This is a genomic window from Bradyrhizobium sp. Leo78 (assembly GCF_059512425.1).
The window spans coordinates 128,481-146,564 of record NZ_JCAMOT010000013.1 but is presented as its reverse complement, the minus strand read 5'-3'; the positions used below and the strand labels follow the sequence as shown (position 1 = coordinate 146,564).

General features: G+C 60.7%; 15 protein-coding genes. 3 read left to right on the top strand and 12 right to left on the bottom strand.

Features of this window, described 5'->3' with window-relative positions:
• Positions 1-10 precede the first annotated feature (10 nt).
• Positions 11-1,300, top strand: a complete 1,290-nt coding sequence (locus tag AC5ZG1_RS18845; RefSeq protein WP_456641191.1) for an ABC transporter substrate-binding protein — start codon at positions 11-13, stop codon at positions 1,298-1,300.
• 492 nt (positions 1,301-1,792) lie between these two features.
• Here AC5ZG1_RS18845 and AC5ZG1_RS18840 read toward each other — a convergent pair whose 3' ends face one another.
• The 5 genes from AC5ZG1_RS18840 to AC5ZG1_RS18820 all read right to left on the bottom strand — a co-directional run bounded on the left by AC5ZG1_RS18840 (position 1,793) and on the right by AC5ZG1_RS18820 (position 6,761).
• Positions 1,793-2,770 carry a dipeptidase gene (locus AC5ZG1_RS18840; protein ID WP_456641192.1) on the bottom strand — a complete coding sequence of 326 codons (978 nt, stop codon included), beginning with the start codon at positions 2,768-2,770 and terminating at the stop codon, positions 1,793-1,795.
• An 82-nt stretch (positions 2,771-2,852) separates the two neighbouring features.
• Positions 2,853-3,899: an ABC transporter ATP-binding protein gene (locus AC5ZG1_RS18835; protein ID WP_456671181.1), complete on the bottom strand. Its 1,047-nt coding sequence runs from the start codon at positions 3,897-3,899 to the stop codon at positions 2,853-2,855.
• A gap of 72 nt (positions 3,900-3,971) precedes the next feature.
• The gene (locus tag AC5ZG1_RS18830; protein WP_130222751.1) at positions 3,972-4,790 is read right to left on the bottom strand and encodes an ABC transporter permease; all 819 of its coding nucleotides are present in this window, start codon (positions 4,788-4,790) and stop codon (positions 3,972-3,974) included.
• Complete coding sequence (locus AC5ZG1_RS18825; protein ID WP_456641194.1) at positions 4,787-5,665, bottom strand: ABC transporter permease; 879 nt, start codon at positions 5,663-5,665, stop codon at positions 4,787-4,789. Before AC5ZG1_RS18825 ends, AC5ZG1_RS18830 begins: the two co-directional genes overlap by 4 nt.
• Before the next feature lie 46 nt (positions 5,666-5,711).
• A complete protein-coding gene (locus tag AC5ZG1_RS18820; protein ID WP_496133725.1) occupies positions 5,712-6,761 on the bottom strand; it encodes an ABC transporter substrate-binding protein in 1,050 nt (349 codons plus the stop codon).
• 483 nt (positions 6,762-7,244) lie between these two features.
• On the opposite strand from AC5ZG1_RS18820, the gene AC5ZG1_RS18815 reads away from it, so the two are divergent.
• On the top strand, positions 7,245-7,727 hold the full coding sequence (locus AC5ZG1_RS18815) for a GNAT family N-acetyltransferase (RefSeq protein ID WP_456641321.1): 483 nt from the start codon (positions 7,245-7,247) through the stop codon (positions 7,725-7,727).
• A gap of 64 nt (positions 7,728-7,791) precedes the next feature.
• Here the strand turns inward: AC5ZG1_RS18815 and AC5ZG1_RS18810 are convergent, their stop codons facing one another.
• The gene (locus tag AC5ZG1_RS18810; protein WP_456641196.1) at positions 7,792-8,514 is read right to left on the bottom strand and encodes an isochorismatase family protein; all 723 of its coding nucleotides are present in this window, start codon (positions 8,512-8,514) and stop codon (positions 7,792-7,794) included.
• Between the two features lie 161 nt (positions 8,515-8,675).
• Between AC5ZG1_RS18810 and AC5ZG1_RS18805 the strand changes: the two genes are divergently transcribed.
• Positions 8,676-9,578, top strand: coding sequence for a LysR family transcriptional regulator (locus AC5ZG1_RS18805; RefSeq protein ID WP_496133724.1), 903 nt, complete (start codon positions 8,676-8,678; stop codon positions 9,576-9,578).
• A gap of 19 nt (positions 9,579-9,597) precedes the next feature.
• Here AC5ZG1_RS18805 and AC5ZG1_RS18800 read toward each other — a convergent pair whose 3' ends face one another.
• Genes AC5ZG1_RS18800 through AC5ZG1_RS18775 form a run of 6 tightly spaced genes read right to left on the bottom strand, consistent with a single transcriptional unit; the run spans position 9,598 to position 18,068 of the window.
• The gene (locus AC5ZG1_RS18800; protein WP_456641197.1) at positions 9,598-11,469 is read right to left on the bottom strand and encodes a gamma-glutamyltransferase family protein; all 1,872 of its coding nucleotides are present in this window, start codon (positions 11,467-11,469) and stop codon (positions 9,598-9,600) included.
• A gap of 12 nt (positions 11,470-11,481) precedes the next feature.
• On the bottom strand, positions 11,482-12,774 hold the full coding sequence (gene glyA / locus AC5ZG1_RS18795; protein WP_456641198.1) for a serine hydroxymethyltransferase: 1,293 nt from the start codon (positions 12,772-12,774) through the stop codon (positions 11,482-11,484).
• 10 nt (positions 12,775-12,784) lie between these two features.
• Entirely contained in the window at positions 12,785-14,158 is a 1,374-nt protein-coding gene (locus AC5ZG1_RS18790; RefSeq protein ID WP_456641199.1) for an L-serine ammonia-lyase, read from the bottom strand.
• A 4-nt stretch (positions 14,159-14,162) separates the two neighbouring features.
• Positions 14,163-14,735 (bottom strand): sarcosine oxidase subunit gamma, encoded by a 573-nt coding sequence (locus AC5ZG1_RS18785; RefSeq protein WP_496133723.1) that lies wholly within the window; start codon positions 14,733-14,735, stop codon positions 14,163-14,165.
• Positions 14,736-14,751: 16 nt separating this feature from the next.
• Positions 14,752-17,748 carry a sarcosine oxidase subunit alpha gene (locus tag AC5ZG1_RS18780; RefSeq protein WP_496133722.1) on the bottom strand — a complete coding sequence of 999 codons (2,997 nt, stop codon included), beginning with the start codon at positions 17,746-17,748 and terminating at the stop codon, positions 14,752-14,754.
• The gene (locus tag AC5ZG1_RS18775; protein ID WP_464344483.1) at positions 17,745-18,068 is read right to left on the bottom strand and encodes a sarcosine oxidase subunit delta; all 324 of its coding nucleotides are present in this window, start codon (positions 18,066-18,068) and stop codon (positions 17,745-17,747) included. Before AC5ZG1_RS18775 ends, AC5ZG1_RS18780 begins: the two co-directional genes overlap by 4 nt.
• Positions 18,069-18,084: the final 16 nt, after the last annotated feature.

The following is an 18,084-nucleotide window of genomic DNA, read 5'->3' as shown; positions in this document are numbered from 1 at the left end:
GGACACCATCATGTTCGACAGATTGCTGCCGCGCCGCGTGTTGAGGGTCGTGGGTGCCACATTGCTGGCCGCCTTCGCGCTCACGCCCGCCCATGCCGAGCTAACGCTCGACGTGCTTTACACCACGCCGGGGACTTTCAACGCACTTCACCAGGAGCTGGCCAAGCGCTTCACCGAGACACATCCCGAGATCAAGGTAAAATTCCGCAACCCGGCGGCCGGCTACGAGGAGGGGGCACAGCAGATCCTGCGCGACCAGATCACCGGACGTCTTCCGGATATCGCCTTCAACGGCATCAACCAGATCGGCTTGTTCGTGGACCGCGGCCTCGGCGCGCCCCTCGATGCCTTTGTGGCGGCAGATGGTGGTCTCGACAAACTCGGCTACTACTCAACGCTCGCAGCGCTTGGCCAATGGAAAGGCAAGCTCTACGGTCTGCCTTTCGCGGTCTCGACACCGGTGCTCTACCTGAACGCCGACCTCGTGAAGAAGGCCGGCCTCGATCCGACTACGCTGCCCAAGTCCTGGCCCGAGCTCGTCGCCGCAGGTCAGAAAATTCAGGCCAGTGCCGGAGCCGGCGTGACGGGATTCTACTACCAATGGGACCAGACCGGAAACTGGCTGCTGCAGTCGCTCGTCACCAGCCGCGCTGGACGCATGCTGAAGGCCGACGGCTGCACGATCGCCTTCGATGACGATGCCGGCATGTGGGCGCTCAAGACCTTGGAGTCTTTTGGCAAGTCAGGAATGCCCAACTTCGGTATCAGCCAAGTGCGTCAGTCATTCGTCGCCGGCAGCGTCGCCATCCTCGTCGATTCCACGTCCTATGTCGCCGCAGCGGATCGCCAGATCGGCAACCGCTTTGATTTCAACACCGTCGCGTTTCCGTTGTCGGCACCCGACGGGAAGCTGCCTGCCGGCGGAAACGTCGCTATGGTCTTCGCGAAGGATGCCGAGCGGCAGAAGGCGGCGTGGGAGTATGTGAAGTTTGTCACCGGCCCGATCGGTCAGACGCTCATGGTGAACTATACCGGTTACATGCCCGGCAATGAGATTGCAGTGAAGTCACCCGAGCTCCTCGGGTCATTCTATGCCAAGAACCCCAACCACATGACCAGCATTCATCAACTGCCAGTGCTGACGGATTGGGCGTCCTTTCCGGGTGGAAATTCGCTGAAGATCATCGAAGTGATCAAGAACCACACCGAAAGCCTGGTGACGGGCAAGCGTTCCGCCGCGGAAGTGATGCCCAGCCTGGTGCAGGATGTGAACGGCCTCATGCCCAAATGCGGCGGCTAGAGCAACTTCGGTTCTGATTGAATCAGAACCGAAGTTCTGGATTCTTGTCTTGACGCGTTTTCTGCGCAGATAAGTCTACGCAATCTGCGTACACTTGATTGCTACGCGAACCGATGTCCACCTCGGATCAAGTCCGAGGGCATGCTTGGCTCGAAAACGCTCTAAAGCCAAGAATGTGTCAGGCAAGAATGAGAAGCTATCGCCCTCTTCCAACTCGGCCGTCCTTTTCGCTATGAACCGGACCATGTTCGTCAATTTTAGCGTCGAGACCGGTACGATCAAGGCAGTCAAGAACCCCATCGCTTTGTTTCATTCCCGTGGGCAGCGAGACCTGCGCACCGTCGGGACAGATGTGGAAATCGCTGACGTCTCCTTGGAACCTAAGCGATGCCCTCAACTGCGTGAACCAGTTCCTCATGGAAGGCGCCCTCAACAAACCGGCGTGCACAAGTGGTGGCAAGCAATTACTATGCGAATTCGTATGCAGGCGATCTAGGCGCCCCAGACTTCGCGCAAGACCGACAGCCAGTTTTCTCCGATCACGCCCTCGATTTTGCTTGAATTCCAGCCGCGTTTCTCCATCGCGGCCGTGAGATTTGGCCAATCACCGATGGTACGCATGCCCTGCGGATTGATCACGCTCCCGAAGTCCGTGAGCTTGCGTCCGTATCCTTTGTCGTGCGTGATCCAATCGAAGAAGGGCTGCCCGTAGCCTTGAGTGAAGTCGGTCCCAATGCCGACGTTTCGCTCGCCGCAGATGTCGATGACGTATTCGATCGCCTCGACGTAATCGTCTACTGATGCTTCAGCCCCGCGTTTAAGGAAGGGAGGAAACATCGTAACGCCGACGAACCCGCCGCGATCGGCGATGAACTTCAGTTGCTCATCGCTCTTGTTGCGCGGATGGGACTTAAGCCCGGCGGGCAGACAGTGCGAGTAGGTCACGGGCTTCTTGGAAGCAAGGATCACGTCTGTGCTCGTCTGAGGACCGACATGCGAGAGGTCGCACAGGATGCCAAGCCGGTTCATCTCGGCAACCACCTCGTGTCCAAAGTCGGACAGCCCACCGTCCTTGCTTTCATAACAGCCGGTGCCCACGAGGTTCTGGGTGTTGTAGGCCATCTGAATGATGCCAACGCCGAGCTCCTTGAAGAGGCTGAGATAGCCGATCTGATCCTCTATACCGGTGATATTCTGCCACCCCAGTATGATCCCGGTTCTGCCTTCCTTTTTCGCAGCCATGATGTCCTGGGTTGTATAGACCTGCTTGATCAGATCGCCATGTTCGCGGAACCAGTGTTTCCACTGCATCACGTTCCGCATCGTCTCGGTGAACCCCTCCCAAATGCAGCACGTGCAATTGGCGGCCGTAAGCCCTCCCTTTCGCATATCCTCGAATATATCCCGGCCAAAATTGGAGATGATCAGACCGTCAATGACGATCGAGCGGTCGTGCAGTTGCGACGACATATTCTTGTTCTCCTGACGCAAATCGATGTTCGAACGCCGGGCAGCGATTGGGACGCAGCCGGTACCAAGTAGTGACGGTCCGTTAGGGCTCGCCCTCCAGGTTTGCCCTCGTGCCCGCGTCGGCATTGAAGAGAAAGCACCACTTGGGAGCAATCGTGAGCCTGACCGCCTGCCCTGGCTGAACCGCTTCCGGCATGTCCCGATTGGCCTGCTGAACCAGAAGACGTTGCTCGCCGCGAACCTTAATCTGATACTCGGTGAAAGGTCCGAGATAGCTGATGAGCTCGACCACCCCGTCGATCTCGTTCGCATCGCCGTGCACCGTCGCCGCCGATGCCTGGCCGACGGCAATCTTGATTTTCTCGGGCCTCACCCCAAGCAGCGTCGCCCGCGCGATTTTCGGCGCAACCTTGAGGGAAATTCCCGCATCGGTCGTGAACCTGTCGCCAACCAGTGTTCCCTTGAAGAAGTTTGTCTTACCGATGAAGTCGGCGACGAAAGGCGTAGCCGGCCGCTCGTAGAGATCGGCGGGGCTCCCGATCTGCTCGATGGCACCCCCATTCATCACCACGAGCCGATCGGCGAGGCTAAGCGCTTCCTCCTGGTCGTGGGTGACGAACACGGTCGTCAGCCCCAGCGATTGTTGCAATTGTCTTATCTGCAGCCGAACGTCGTGTCGCAGCTTCGCGTCGAGAGCCGACAGCGGCTCGTCCAGCAACAACACATGCGGATTGATGACCAGTGCGCGAGCCAACGCGACCCGCTGTTGCTGCCCTCCCGACAATTGTCGTGGCATGCGTTCTGAGAAACGGCCGAGCTGCACCAGGTCCAGAACCTTGGCCACGCGCTGTCGGATATCGCCTTTGGGAACGCGGCGCATCTCCAGTCCGTAGGCGATGTTCTGATGGACGTTCATATGGGGAAACAGGGCAAAGCCCTGAAACACCATTCCCGTATTGCGCTTGTTGGGCGGAAGATCGGTCACATCCTGATCGCCGAACAAGATCCGGCCCGCACTAGCCTCGATAAAGCCCGCGATCATCCGAAGCGTCGTGGTCTTTCCACATCCGCTGGGCCCGAGCAGCGCCAGGAATTCTCCGTTCGCGATATCGAGCGACATTTCCCTCACAGCGACGAAGGAGTCGTATTGCTTCACCACGTTCTGGAGAGTGACGTTGGACACTGTTAGCCCTTTTGTTCTTCAGAATGTTCGGCCGAGACGCACGTATCGGTCGGAAACGATGAGCGCAATCGCGATGATGAGAACCTGGATCGTCGCAACCGCCATGATCGTCGGATCGGTTCGGTATTCCAGATAGTTGAGCATCGCGATCGGCAGCGTGATACGACCAGGACCGACTAGCAGGAGCGACTTCTCAAGATCGCCGAACGAAGCGATGAATCCGAACAGAACGCCAGCCGTGATACCCGGGCGTATCAGCGGAAGGGTTATACGGAAGAAAGTCGTAAGCCGCGTGGCGCCGAGACTAAGTGATGCTTCCTCGATCGCAGGATCGAGCCCGGCCAAGGATGCGACGAGCAGCCGCAACACCCAAGGTATCGCGATCAGAGCATGGGCCAAAGTCAGGCCATAAACCGTAGAGGCGAACTGAACGTCGCTCCAGATCTGAAGCTCAATGTAGAACAGATAGATCGCGCTGCCGGCGACGATGGCCGGGATCATCAGCGGCGACATCAGCACAGTGTTGATGAACTCCCGTCCCCGGAACTGGTATCTGCCGATCGCGAGCGCTGCGGGAACGCCCAGGCATAGCGCGAGCACCGACGCACTGATCGCCACCTGAAAGCTCAGGAAGAAGCCGCTCCTGAAGGCTTCGAGGCTCCAGGCCTGAACGAACCAGCTTCCCGTGTATCCCTCGGGAGGAAATGAAAGGATTTTGTTGCTGAAGAACGCGACCCATATCGTTGTCGCCAGCGGAACGAGCACGAACAGGATGGTGGCCCATACGAAGATCAGATAGATCCACCTGAGCGGGCTCGCTTTGCTGATACTCGTCATCGGACGGCACCTATCCGTGCCGTCCGATTGAACATTACGGCGGACACGACCGTGAGCACCATCGTCAGGGAGATCAGCATGAACGCCAGCGCCGAGGCGAACGGCCAGTTCATGGCCGCTGATATCTGCTTGTAGATGGTCGGCGCCATCATGTAGAACTTTGGCCCACCGATGAGGATCGGCGTCGCATAGGCATTCATCGACAGGATGAAGCACAGCACGCAGCCTGCGAAGATACCCGGCATCAGAAGAGGAAGGACGATCCGGCGAAACGTTGTCAGCGCGGAAGCCCCCAGGTTGAGTGACGCTTCCTCCAGCGATACGTCGATATTGTGCATGACGCTGTTGAGCGTCACGATCATGAATGGCAATAGTACCGACGTCAGACCCGTGATTACCGCGCCGGACGTGTAGAGTAGTTGCAGCGTTTCGCCTCCCGGGTCGAGTTGTTGCAGCAGGAAATTCAATAAGCCCTTGTTATCGAGGATGATGATCCATCCGGCGGTCCTCGCCACGTTCCCCATGAACAGCGGCAAGACGATTGCGATGATCAGATAGCGCTTCAGTATGGCTGCAGTCGTCCTCGCCATGAAATACGCAACAGCCAATCCACCGATGAGGCACAGCAACGTCGTGACTGCCGAGACCCAGAGGGTCGTCCACAACACCTGACGGTAGAATTCGTCCTTGAAGAACCTGACGTAATTATCCAGCGTGAACGCCTGGATGTACATCTGTGCCGCGTCGTACTGGTAGAAGCTCAACCGCAGCATCATGAGGAGCGGAAGCATCAACAGTAGCGAGACAAAGACGAAGGCCGGTCCCGACAAGGCATAAGGGGCAGCCCACCGGGTGCGTCTTGCGACGGCAGGCATGCCGCTTGACTCTCGTGCAACTACTAGCGTGGTCATCTAGACGCGTTCAGCTCTTGAATTCTTTGTTCCACCAATCGAGCAGATCATTGCGGTTCTTCAGCCAGAATGCATGAGGCCGGTTATGGATCGCCTTCTTCTCTTGCTCAGTGAATTCGATCTGCTTGGCGGCAGCTTCGGGCAACACCGACTTGGAGTTTGATGGCGAATAGAATGACTTCTGGACCAGAGCCGTCAGCCCGTCCGGGTCTAGCAACGCATTGCAGTAGAATTTCGCCGCCTGAGGATTCGGTCCCTTCTTCGGCATCACCAGACCGAAGATGATGCCGATGCCGCCCTCCGCCGGATACGCGGAAACCACATCGACACCCTCCGAGGCGAATTGCAGGATGCGCGCCTTGTACTCGGGAGCGACGAGGATCTCTTCGTTCTTGAGCGCCTGCTCGATCTGCAGATGGTTCGGATAGATGCGCGGGCTGGCCGCTTTCTTCCATTCCATCATGCTGGCTTTCACGGCCTCGATATTGATGTTGTCGAGGGACTTTCCGAGCTTGAGTGCGGTGGACTCGATGTGGTGAAACCAGTGGGCGTCGCTTAGGCCGACGATGCCCTTGTACTTGGGGTCCCAGAGATCGGCAAAGCCCTTGGGAGCCTCCTTCAATTTCTTGGGGTTGTAGCCGATGATCCAGGCGCTGTATTGCCAAGGGACGAATGTGGGCGTTCGCAGGATGGACAGGGTATCCTTCAGTCGCGGGACGGCCTGTTCATCGATCGCATCAAGCGCTTCCAACGAAGCCAGTTCGAACGCGGTCGCGTCGTCCATGTGCGCGACATCCATAGGCGCACGCGGCAGCCTGCGGCTTGCAATGATCTTTGTTCTGCGTTGGTCAAACCCGTCGAGGTCGCGGACAACAGTGTAACCGGCTTTCTCGACAATGGGCGCTTCGAAGAACTGGACCGTGCGGTCGTTCCAGTCCCCGCCCCAATTGGCGACGATTATTTGGCCACCTTCGGCGCGGACCCCGCCCGCGCTGGACATGAGCGCCATCGCGCTCGTCGCACCCGCAAGAAACCCGCGCCGGTTCATCAGATAGCTCATGCGTCCCTCCGTGGTGCCACTCGCTCTTTGGCGCCATTGCCAAAGGCTGCGAATGCCCTCCCGCTTCCCCTCTTGCTCTCGTCTTTCGAAAGTCACAAAAATGTATACGTGCACTGCCAGCCGGGGCTTGTATGAATGCGACATGAAAATTGTAGCTGTTGGAAGACGCGAGGGACGTCGCGTCGCACGGCCCTGGCAATGTGCAGTAAGTATGCAAACGGCCGCTTATCTACTAAGCAAATGGCATGCGATCGCAGCGCAGTCGACTTGGCGTAGTTGTGCGATTCCGAAATAGCGCCCAGGTTGAGTTGCGTTCGCGAGCACCTCAAGTCACGGCGGGAAGTTGCTTCGCGGCGCCGCATGACGTCGAGGGCTAGAAGGACTCGGATCGCCATTCCCTGTATTAGAATGGCCTTTGCTCGAGCTTCATCGGCGAAGCTCGCTTTTCCCCCACTCGACATACCCACGGAACAATCACTCATGCTGCAGATAAGGCCGGCCACAGTTGAGGATAGCGCATCGATCTGGTCGATCATCGGCCCTGTCATTCGCGCCGGCGAGACCTACACACTCCCCAGGGACATGTCGGAAGCAGACGCTCTCCGCTATTGGATGGGGACGGATCGGCAAACCTTTATTGCGGTGCAAGACGGAAACGCGGTGGGGACCTACTACCTACGCGCCAATCAGGCCGGCGGCGGATCGCATGTCGCCAATTGCGGCTACATGACGCACGTGAGCGCTCAGGGAAAAGGTATCGCACGGCAGATGTGCGAACATTCCCTGCTGCATGCGAAGAGCCAGGGATTTTCCGCGATGCAATTCAATTTCGTTGTCAGCAGCAATGAGCGCGCCGTCAGCCTCTGGCATTCTCTTGGCTTCCGGGACGTCGGTCGCCTGCCACTCGCCTTCCGTCGGCCCTCAGGCGACTATGTTGATGCGCTTGTGATGTTCAAGTTGCTGTAGCGACTGAACCGTTCCGTATCAGCAACGGCGGGACGCTGTCCATCTCGCCGTTGCTGCGGGAGCGTTACTCGGCCGCCATGCGCGTCGATCCCACACTGTCCAGGTAATCGACGCATTCATCGACGCTGTGGACGTCAGCGAACTTGGCGTCGATGTCGTAGAGGTTCCAGGCGACCGCGCCGGGCACGCGATCACCGATGCACTCACGAACAGCAATGGTGCGAAAGCCGTCTGCGAGGCCATCGCAGATCGTCGTACGGACGCAGGCCGTCGCGGTCACGCCGGTTACCAGGATGGTGTCGACGCCGGCAGCGCGCAGAATTCCCCCAAGGCCCGTACCGTGAAATGCGCTCGCCCGCTTCTTCAGCAAGGTATATTCACCCTCGACCGGAGCGATTCGCGCGTCGATGGCCCAGAGTGCCCGATCGTTGAGATTGACGACCTCGATCGGTATTTTGCAGTGCCACAAGCCCATGTCGGTGAACGGTGCGTTGCGATCGGTGATCTCGTAGGCCGTAGTCACGTGGATCACCGGATGGCCGTTCGTGCGGCACGCCTTGAGGAGCCGCTGCATGCCCGGCATGATCTGGTTGTCCATCGCTTCCTGATCGCAGGTGAAGGGATTGCCGGGCCGCGTCCAGGCGTTGGCGAGATCGACGCTCACCAGCGCGGGACGCCTTCCAAATCCGATACGACGCTGGAAACCGCGCTCCTGATAGATCTTCGTGGAAGCATCGAAGGCCTGCTGCAACATGCGGTTAAGTTCGCGATTGTCGATGTCCTGCACGGTCAATCTCCTCGTTGTCCGGCCGTCCTGACCGACGGCTCCATGTCCCGACCCCGCCATCATGACGAAACACAGCGCGCGCGGAAGTGATCGTTCGCCAATTGTTGTTGCACGGCCTGCATCAATCGATATCCTTCACTCGCTCGTAGGGAAGGCGCCGAATGTGCGGAGACGGAAGTCTCGAACTCACGCAGTCGTTTGTGGTAGTCGCCGAGGAACTCAGTTTCCGACGCGGCGCCCAGCGCCTCAACATTGATCAGTCGGCTCTGACCCGTCGTATTCAGAGGTTGGAACAGCTGCTCGGCTTCAAGCTGTTCGAGCGCACCACCCGGGAAGTTTCGCTCACGCCGGCGGGCCGCTGCTTCTACGAAACAAATGTCGAGCTGTTGCGGGGTTACGAACGGGCAGTCGGCGCGGCGCGTCTTGTCGCGCAAGGCAAGACCGGAGAGCTACGGCTGGCTTACATGTCCTTCGCGGCAACGACGCTGATGCCGTCGGCAGTCTCTCGATACAGACGGCTCCATCCGCATGTCGCCCTGAACCTGCGTTACATGCGTACGCAAGGTCAGAAGCTGGCGCTCGCGCATGACGAGATCGCCATCGGCTACATGATCGGGCCGTTCGACCATCCCGATTTCCAGGTCCTGGTGGTTTCGGTAGAGCCGCTTTATCTCGTCGCCCCGCGGGATCACGAGTTGACCCGTGCGCCAAAGATACGTCCAGCCGACCTTGCCGGGCAGGATCTTATCCTCGGAGATATGGGCGAGTGGGAAGCGTATCGCTGGCGCCTCAGCGACATCTTCGCGGCGGAAGGCTTGAGCATGAAGGTCTGCCTGGAGGCGTCGAATCCGATGGCCCTGCTCGGACTCGTCGCGGCCGGTCTCGGCGTCACGATCTATCCAAAGAGCTTGATCGGATTCGCCGGTCACAATATCGATCTGCGTCCCATCGACGATCAAAGATTTTGTCTTGAAACGGTTCTAGCCTGGAAAAGAACGAACAGGTCCAAGACCGTCCGCGCCTTCATTGAGCTGGCCGGGCAACGGCACTCATCTATCGACTGATGAGCGCGCACTGTGTCACTCAACGGCCAAAGGCGTAACCCTGCATGTAGCGAGGGTTCGCCGCCGCGCGCAGCACCCTCCCTCTTTTGGAAACCGCCGAAAGCCTTCCGAGCGACCAGTCGTCGACGATTTCGATGCGATGTCCCCTGTCCGCAAGCTCCTTCTGCACCTCCATCGAAAAACGACCTTCCATCGTCAGTGAGCCGGGTTTAGCACGTCGTGGAAAGAACGAGCTCGGCATGTGGTCGTTGTGAAACATCGGTGCGTCGATCGCACCCTGCAGATTGAGATTGTGATGCACGTGGCGCAGAAAGAAGACGGAGCTCCACTGATCCTGTTGATCGCCGCCGGGAGTGCCGAAACTCGCGTACGGCTCCCCGTCCCTGTACACCAGGGAAACGGAAAGGGTGGTCCGGGGGCGCTTACCGGGGGCAAGCGACGATGGAAGCCCCGGCTTGAGCCAGAACATCTGCGCTCGCGTCCCGAGCGCGAACCCTAGTCCGGGAATTACCGGCGAACTTTGCAGCCAGCCTCCGCTTGGAGTTGCCGAGACGATGTTGCCGTGCCGGTCGATCACGTCGAGATGGACCGTATCGCCGCGCACCGCGCCGCGGCGGTTGATCGCGGGCTCGCCGCTGTCGGCCGTGGAGCGGGCAACCGTAGGCTCGCCGGCGCCCAGCGCCGCGCTCCCGTCCTCGGCGTCGCCGATGGCATAGGGCACGGCATGATCGAACCCCTCGATCGAGCCGGGCCGGAAGTCGAGCGAGGCAGCACTCCCCACCAACTCTCGTCGCGCGTTCGCGTATTCCTCGCTCAGAAGCCTTGCCATCGGCACATCGACAAAATTCGGATCGCCGTAATATTTCTCGCGATCGGCGAATGCGAGCTTGGAGCACTCGGTGACGGTGTGAATGAAGTCGGCGCCGAGAGGATCCATCGAGGATAGATCGAATCCCTTGAGCAAAGCGAGCTGCTGGAGGAACACCGGCCCCTGCGTCCACGGTCCCGGCTTGAGCACTTGGAAAGCACCATAGCTCAGCGAAAGCGGATCCTCGTATGTCTCTTGCCAGAGCGAGAGATCCTGTCCGGAGATGATTCCGGCATGCCGCGATCCCGAGGTATCCATCACCGGCGTCCGGACGAACTGGTCGATCGCCTCGGCGACGAACCCCTGGTAGAACGCCTTGCGCGCTGCTTCTATTTTCTGTTCTCTCGTCCCTCGCGTTTCATCGGCAACCCGGACGATCCTCTCATACGTCGACGCAAGGTCCGGATTCGCAAACAGTGCGCCTGCCGGCGGAATGCCGTCCTTCAGATAGACGTCTGCTGATGTCGGCCACTCCTCCTGGAAAAGGGGAGCGACCGTTTGGATCGCAGCGGCGATCCTCGGAAGCATCACGTAACCGTCGCGAGCGTAGGTGATCGCGGATTCCAGGACGTCACCGACGTCCATTGTCCCGTAGTCGCGGAGCAGTCTCATCCAGGCGCCGAACGAGCCGGGAACGCATGCCGGAAGAAACCCGCTTCCCGGAATGATGTCGAGGCCGAGTTTGGCGAACGTCTCAATCGTGGCGCCTGCCGGCGCAACCCCTTGCCCGCACAGCACGCGCGCGCGTCCCGATTTCGCGTCGTGGAAGATGATCGGGACCTCGCCGCCGAACCCGTTGAGATGCGGCTCGACGACTTGCAGCGCAAAGCCGATGGCCACCGCGGCGTCGAAGGCATTGCCTCCCTTCTCGAGGATCCGCATGCCAGCGGCAGTTCCCAGCCAATGAGTCGAGGCAACCACCCCGAACGCGCCGACGATTTCCGGCCTCGTCGTAAATGCGCCCTCGCCGGCATCAGGACCGTAGCTGAGTCGGAAGTTCCCCAGTGCCAAATTGCTCGACATTCTCGGCTCTCTTCAGCCCAACGGATAGATCGGGAACGCCTTCGTCAGCTCTGCGACCTGTCCTTTCACGCGCTGCTCGACAGCCGGAGCCGCGTCGGTATTCGCGGCGGAAACGGCGTCCAATACATCCGCGATCAGATTGCCTACCGCCTGAAATTCTCCTTCGCCGAAACCGCGCGACGTCGTCGCCGCTGTTCCGAGCCTGATTCCCGAGGTGACAGTCGGCTTCTCCGGATCGAAAGGTATCCCGTTTTTGTTGCAGGTGATGTTAGCCCGTCCGAGTGCGGTTTCTGCCGTCTTGCCGTTGAGGTTCTTGGAACGCAGATCGACCAGAAACAGATGATTGTCGGTCCCACCGGAGACGACGGAGTATCCCCGTTCCATGAGGGTATTCGCGAGCGTCCTGGCGTTCCTGACGACGTCGCTGGCGTATCGGCGAAATTCCGGCGTCAGCGCTTCGCCGAATGCGACCGCCTTTGCAGCGATCACATGCATCAGCGGACCGCCTTGAAGGCCCGGGAAGATCGACGAGTCGATCTTCTTTGCCAACACTGCGTCGTTGCACAGGATCAGACCGCCGCGCGGACCCCGCAGCGTCTTGTGCGTGGTCGAGGTGACGATATGCGCGTGAGGAACAGGCGACGGATGGACGCCGCCGGCGACCAGACCGGCGAAATGTGCCATGTCGACCATGAGATAGGCGCCAACCAGGTCCGCGATACGACGGAATTCGGCGAAGTCCCAGAAGCGCGAGTAAGCCGACCCGCCGGCGACAATGACCTTCGGCCTATGCTCCAGTGCGAGACGCTCCAGCGCCTCCATGTCGATCCTCTGATCTTCCGGACGCACGCCGTAGCTCACGGCGTTGAACCACTTGCCGGACATGTTGGGCTTGGCGCCGTGGGTGAGATGGCCTCCCGCGGCCAAGTCCAGTCCCATGAAAGTATCGCCTGGCTTCATGAGAGCCATGAAGGCGCCCTGGTTGGCCTGACTGCCCGAATTCGGTTGCACGTTCGCGAAGGCGCAGCCGAAGAGCTTCTTGGCGCGCTCTCTCGCGACCTCCTCCGCCACGTCGACATGCGCGCATCCGCCATAGTAGCGTCGTCCCGGGTAGCCTTCCGCATACTTGTTCGTCAGAACCGAGCCTTGCGCCTGCAGGACCGCGCGCGAGACGATGTTCTCGGAGGCGATCAGCTCTATCTCTTCCTGCTGTCGCCGCAGCTCGTCTGCGATGGCGGACGCCACCTCGGGATCCAGGGTCGAGATGTCGGTGGTGAAGAACTTGTTCGACGCAGCTTGTCCCATGTGTGTTCCTTCAGCATTCCGCCAGGTTTACCGCGAGTCCTCCGAGCGAGGTCTCCTTGTATTTGGATTGCATGTCCCGGCCGGTCTCGCGCATCGTCGCGATCACCTTGTCGAGCGACACCACATGCGTCCCGTCGCCCTGGAGCGCCAGCGAGGCGGCGCTGATGGCCTTGATGGCGCCGAAGGCGTTTCGCTCGATGCAGGGTATCTGCACCAGGCCGCCGATAGGATCGCAGGTCATGCCAAGATGGTGCTCCATGCCGATCTCGGCGGCGTTCTCGATCTGCTCGTTCGTACCGCCGAGAACCGCCGCCAATCCCGCGGCCGCCATCGAGCAGGCGACACCGACTTCGCCCTGACATCCGACCTCCGCGCCGGAGATGGACGCATTCATCTTGAACAAGGCTCCGATCGCTGCAGCGGTCAGAAGAAAGCGGCGCAGTCCTTCGGTGTCGGCGTCGTGACAATGGTCGCGAAAGTAACGCAGCGTGGCCGGAATGATGCCGGCCGCGCCGTTGGTCGGCGCGGTAACGACGCGGCTTCCCGCGGCGTTCTCTTCGTTGACGGCTATCGCATACAGGCTGACCCAATCCATCACGGCGTGTTGCGCGCGATTGTTCGCTCCGGATGCCACGAGGAGCCTCCGATGGAGCGCAGGCGCCCGCCTCCGCACCTCAAGACCGCCCGGGAGTTCTCCCTCCGTCACCATGCCGCGGTCTATGCAAGACATCATGACCGCGACGATGCGATCAAGATGTGCCTCGACGTCTTCGCTTGGCAGCCGCGAGGTCTCGTTGGCCAGAACCATCTCGGCAATAGACAGGCCTGACGAAGCGCCCATCGTGAGAAGGTCGCGGCCGGAGCGAAACGGATAGGGCACCGGCGCCGACGAGGCGGGCGACGGCTCTCCCACCTCCTCTTCCGGCACAACGAAGCCGCCGCCGATCGAGCACCATCGCTGTTCGAGGAGCCGCTCTCCCGCAAAATCGAAGACCATAAGCGCCAGCGTATTTGGATGATGGACCGGAGGAGTGATGCCGTCGAATACGATGTCCGCCTCGGGATCGAAGGCGATCCGGTACTTGCCTGCGAAACGGAGCACCTTTTCTTGCCGGGCCGACGCCACGATCTTGTCCGCATCATCAGGATCGACCGCATCAGGACGTTCGCCGGCAAGGCCGAGAATGACGGCTTTGTCCGTGCCGTGCCCTTTGCCGGTCCAGGCGAGCGATCCGAACAGATCGACCCGCACCCGCGCCACGCGTGGCAGCAGACCGGAACGCTCCACGGTCTCGGCGAAGAGGGCCGCCGCCTTCATGGGGCCGACCGTGTGGGACGACGATGGGCCTATGCCGATCTTGAAGAGTTCGAACGTTCCGATCATGAAATTACGTGGGTGACCTTGCCGACTGATCGTGGAGGAATTCCTGGCGGGCTTCGTCCAGGAACGACCAGACGTAAGGCGAGAAAGAGCGCCAGACGTCCAGATGAAACACCTCCTGCTCCGTTCGGGAGAGCACTATCGGCGACTTGCCGAGAATGGTGCGCGTGCACATCCCGACCGGAAATGCTCGTTCGGAGAGATCGAGCGGGCAGCCGTGGTTGAGCACGTATTCGCTCATCGGTCCCCTTATCGCCATGGAGTCGGATCGATGACTGACGTCGACGAGGGAACAGGAATAGGAGGCGAGCTTTTCCGACATCGTTGAGAACAGCTCAGAAGAATCCTCTTCGATCGCTTCCAGCAGCCACTCGTCCGGGCCCAACCAGTAGGCCTTGCGTCCTCCCGCCCCGCGGAAGCGGTTCGCGGTCTGGGGCAACTCGACGCCGAATGCCTCTCCGGCCGCGCCGATCGACGAGGGTCGTCCGCGAAACACCAATTTCGCCGCATCGGGCAGCACCGCTAGCGAAACCTGCGGAGAACTGGCGCTGTCGCGGCTGACGGTCGCCAGCGAGTTCACCCTGACGATCGTTGCCTCAACCATCGAGACGCTTCCCTTCCGGATCGTAGAATATCGGCTGGACGACTTCGACCGTCACGGGCCCGCTTGGCATCGGAACGCTCAGGCGTGAGCCGATGCGCGCCCGGCCGCCTTGCACCAAGGCCAGAGCGATCGAGCGGTCGAGCGCAACGCTCCAGTACGACGACGTAACGTGGCCGATCATCGTCATGGGGACAGGCTCGGACGGATCGGCGACGACCTGCGCCCCCTCCTCCAGCACGATGTTCGGATCGACAGTGAGCAGCCCGACCAATTGTTTTCGATCGCTTCGGCTCATAGCGGGCCGCGCCAGCGAACGTTTGCCGACGAAGTCCTTCTTGGCCTTCCCGATCGCCCAGGCCAGCCCCACGTCATCGGGGGTCACGGTGCCATCAGTCTCCTGACCAACAATGATGTATCCCTTCTCAGCCCGGAGAACGTGCATCGTTTCGGTGCCGTAAGGCGTGATGCCGAACTCGCGTCCCGCGGCGTAAATCGCCTCCCACACCCCACGGCCATATCCCATGGGGACGTTGACCTCGAAGCCCAGTTCGCCGGTGAAGGAGACCCTGAAAAGTCGCGTCGGCACCCCGCAGATATGCCCCTCCTGCACGCTCATGTGCGGCATGGCCTGCTGGGAGATGTCGATGCCGTGCACGAGCGGCTCCAGCACCTTGCGCGCATTCGGTCCCTGGACGGCAATGACGGCCCATTGCTCGGTGGTCGACGTCAACCAGACGTCGAGGTCCGACCACTCCGTTTGCAGGTAGTCCTCCATGAGGGCGAGCACGCGGGCGGCGCCACCCGTCGTCGTCGTGACGTGGAAGCGATCTGGCGACATTCGCCCGACGACGCCGTCGTCCATGACAAAGCCGTCCTCCCGCAGCATAACCCCGTAGCGCAGACGCCCCGGCTCAAGCTTGGTCCATGCATTGGTGTACATCCGGTTCATGAATTCGGCGGCGTCCTTGCCGACAACCTCGATCTTGCCGAGCGTGGTAGCGTCGAAAATCCCGACCGATTCCCGTGTCGCCTTGCATTCGCGCCTGACCGCCGCGTGCATGTCCTCGCCCGGTCGCGGGAAATAATGAGCTCGTTTCCAAAGGCTCACATCCTCGAAGACGGCGCCGTTCTCGCGCGCCCATTCGTGGATTGACGTTTTCCGAACCGGATCGAACAGCTCTCCTCTGGACTGGCCGGCGAACGCGCCGAAGGTCGTCGGCGTATATGGCGGGCGGAATGTGGTCAGGCCGACTTGGGAGACGGGCAACGCCAGCGTTTGCGAGACGATGCCCAACGCGTTCATGTTGGACGTCTTGCCCTGGTCGGTCGCCATACCCGTGGTCGTGTAGCGCTTGACATGCTCGATGGATCGAAAGCCTTCGCGCGTTGCGAGTTCGATGTCTTTTGCGGTGACGTCGTTCTGAAAGTCGACCCAGGCCCGTGTTCGTCGCGATTTGCCGCCGCTCGGCGGGGCACCGATGAAACCATCCCTGCCCAACGATTGAGCGAAAACCGAAAACTTGTGCTCGGCCGCCGCAGTTCCTCCCAACGCCTTTGCCGCACTGAGTCCTCCCGCGAACCCGTCGGCGAGAGATGCGCCGAGGTCGAATACGCCTCGACAAGCTCCGACGGAACGCTCGCGCTCGACCGAGGTGCCCGGCAGATATGCCTTCAGATCCTCGTCATAGACGAGCTTGCCGCGCGACTGCGAGAACAGGTGCACACTCGGCGTGAAGCCAGCCGACATCAGCAGAAGGTCACACGCGAAGGTTTCGGGATGCCCCATGGTTCCTCCGGAAATTCGCGCCAGATCGGCATGCGAGATGCGCAGACGGCCGTAAGTGCCGGCGATCACCGTGGATGGACGCACGTCGATGCCGACGGCTCGCGCCCGCTCGATCCATCGGCCATTCGGAGTTGATCTCACATCCGCTATCGCAGCGATCTCAACGCCCGCGCTCTTCAACTCAAGCGCCGCGCGATAAGCGCTGTCGCAGGCGGTGAAGACAACCGCCCGGCTGCCGGGCAACACTCCATAGCGATTGAGATATGTCCGCGCCGCCTCGGCCATCATGATCCCGGGGCGATCATTGTCCGGAAACACCAGCGGCCTTTCGATGGCGCCGGTCGCAAGGACCACTTCCCTGGCCCGCACCTGCCACATTCGCTCCCGCGGCTGCTTTGTGATTGCCAGTCCCAAATGGTCCGTGACGCGCTCACATAGCCCAAGGAAATTGTGCGGATACCAACCGAACGCGGTGGTCCGCGGCAACAGGACCACGTTCGTTCGCGACTTCAATTCCTGGATGGTCCGCTCCAGCCAATCGGCGGCCCCCTGCCCGTCGATGGTTGCTTCCCGCTCCGACAGCAGCGAGCCTCCCATCTGGTCCTGCTCGTCGCAGACGAAGACCTTCACTCCGGATCGCGCCGCCGCCAGCGCGGCTGCGAGGCCGGCCGGTCCTGCACCGATGACCAGGACATCGCAATGCCCGTACACTTGCGTATAACGGTCGGCGTCGGCCGCTTCCGGGGCGCGCCCCAGCCCGGCGGCCCGCCGGATCATCGGCTCGTACAGCTTCTTCCACGCCGACGCCGGCCACATGAAGGTCTTGTAGTAGAAGCCCGCCGGGAGAAATCGCGAGAACAGGTCGTTTGCGCCGCTGAAGTCAAGCGACAGGGACGGCCACCGGTTCTGGCTCTCCGCCACGAGGCCGTCGTACAGCTCGAGCTGGGTTGCGCGAAGGTTCGGCGTATAACGCGCTTCCTCGCTGCCCACGCCGACCAGCGCATTCGGTTCATCCGGCCCCGCGGACAAAAAGCCGCGAGGGCGATGGTACTTGAACGACCTGCCGACGAGATGGACGCCATTGGCGATAAGTGCCGAAGCGAGCGTGTCGCCTGCGAACCCGGAATATTTCTTGCCGTCGAAGTGGAACGACAGCGGCTTGCTGCGATCGATGCGGCCGCCCGCGGGAAGCCGGTATCTCATAGCGCCGCTCCGCTCCTGCTGGACCACTCTTCCAACCCCGGGTCGACCGGTTTGGGAGGCTCCTCGCCGATCTTGTAGGTCGCCACGATCGCATCGGAGACCGTATTCCGCTGTACGTTGAAGAAGCGCGCACAGCCGTGAATGTGTCTCCAGCGTTCCGCGTGCAGTCCTTTCGGATTGCTTCTTATGTACAGGTACTCCGCCCAGGACTCGTCATCGAGAGACGCCGGATCCTTCGGGCGAGCGATGTGAGCCTGTCCTCCGTAGGAGAACTCGAGTTCCGGCCTCGGACCGCAGAAGGGGCACTTGATGAGAAGCATGTGACTGGATTTCCAA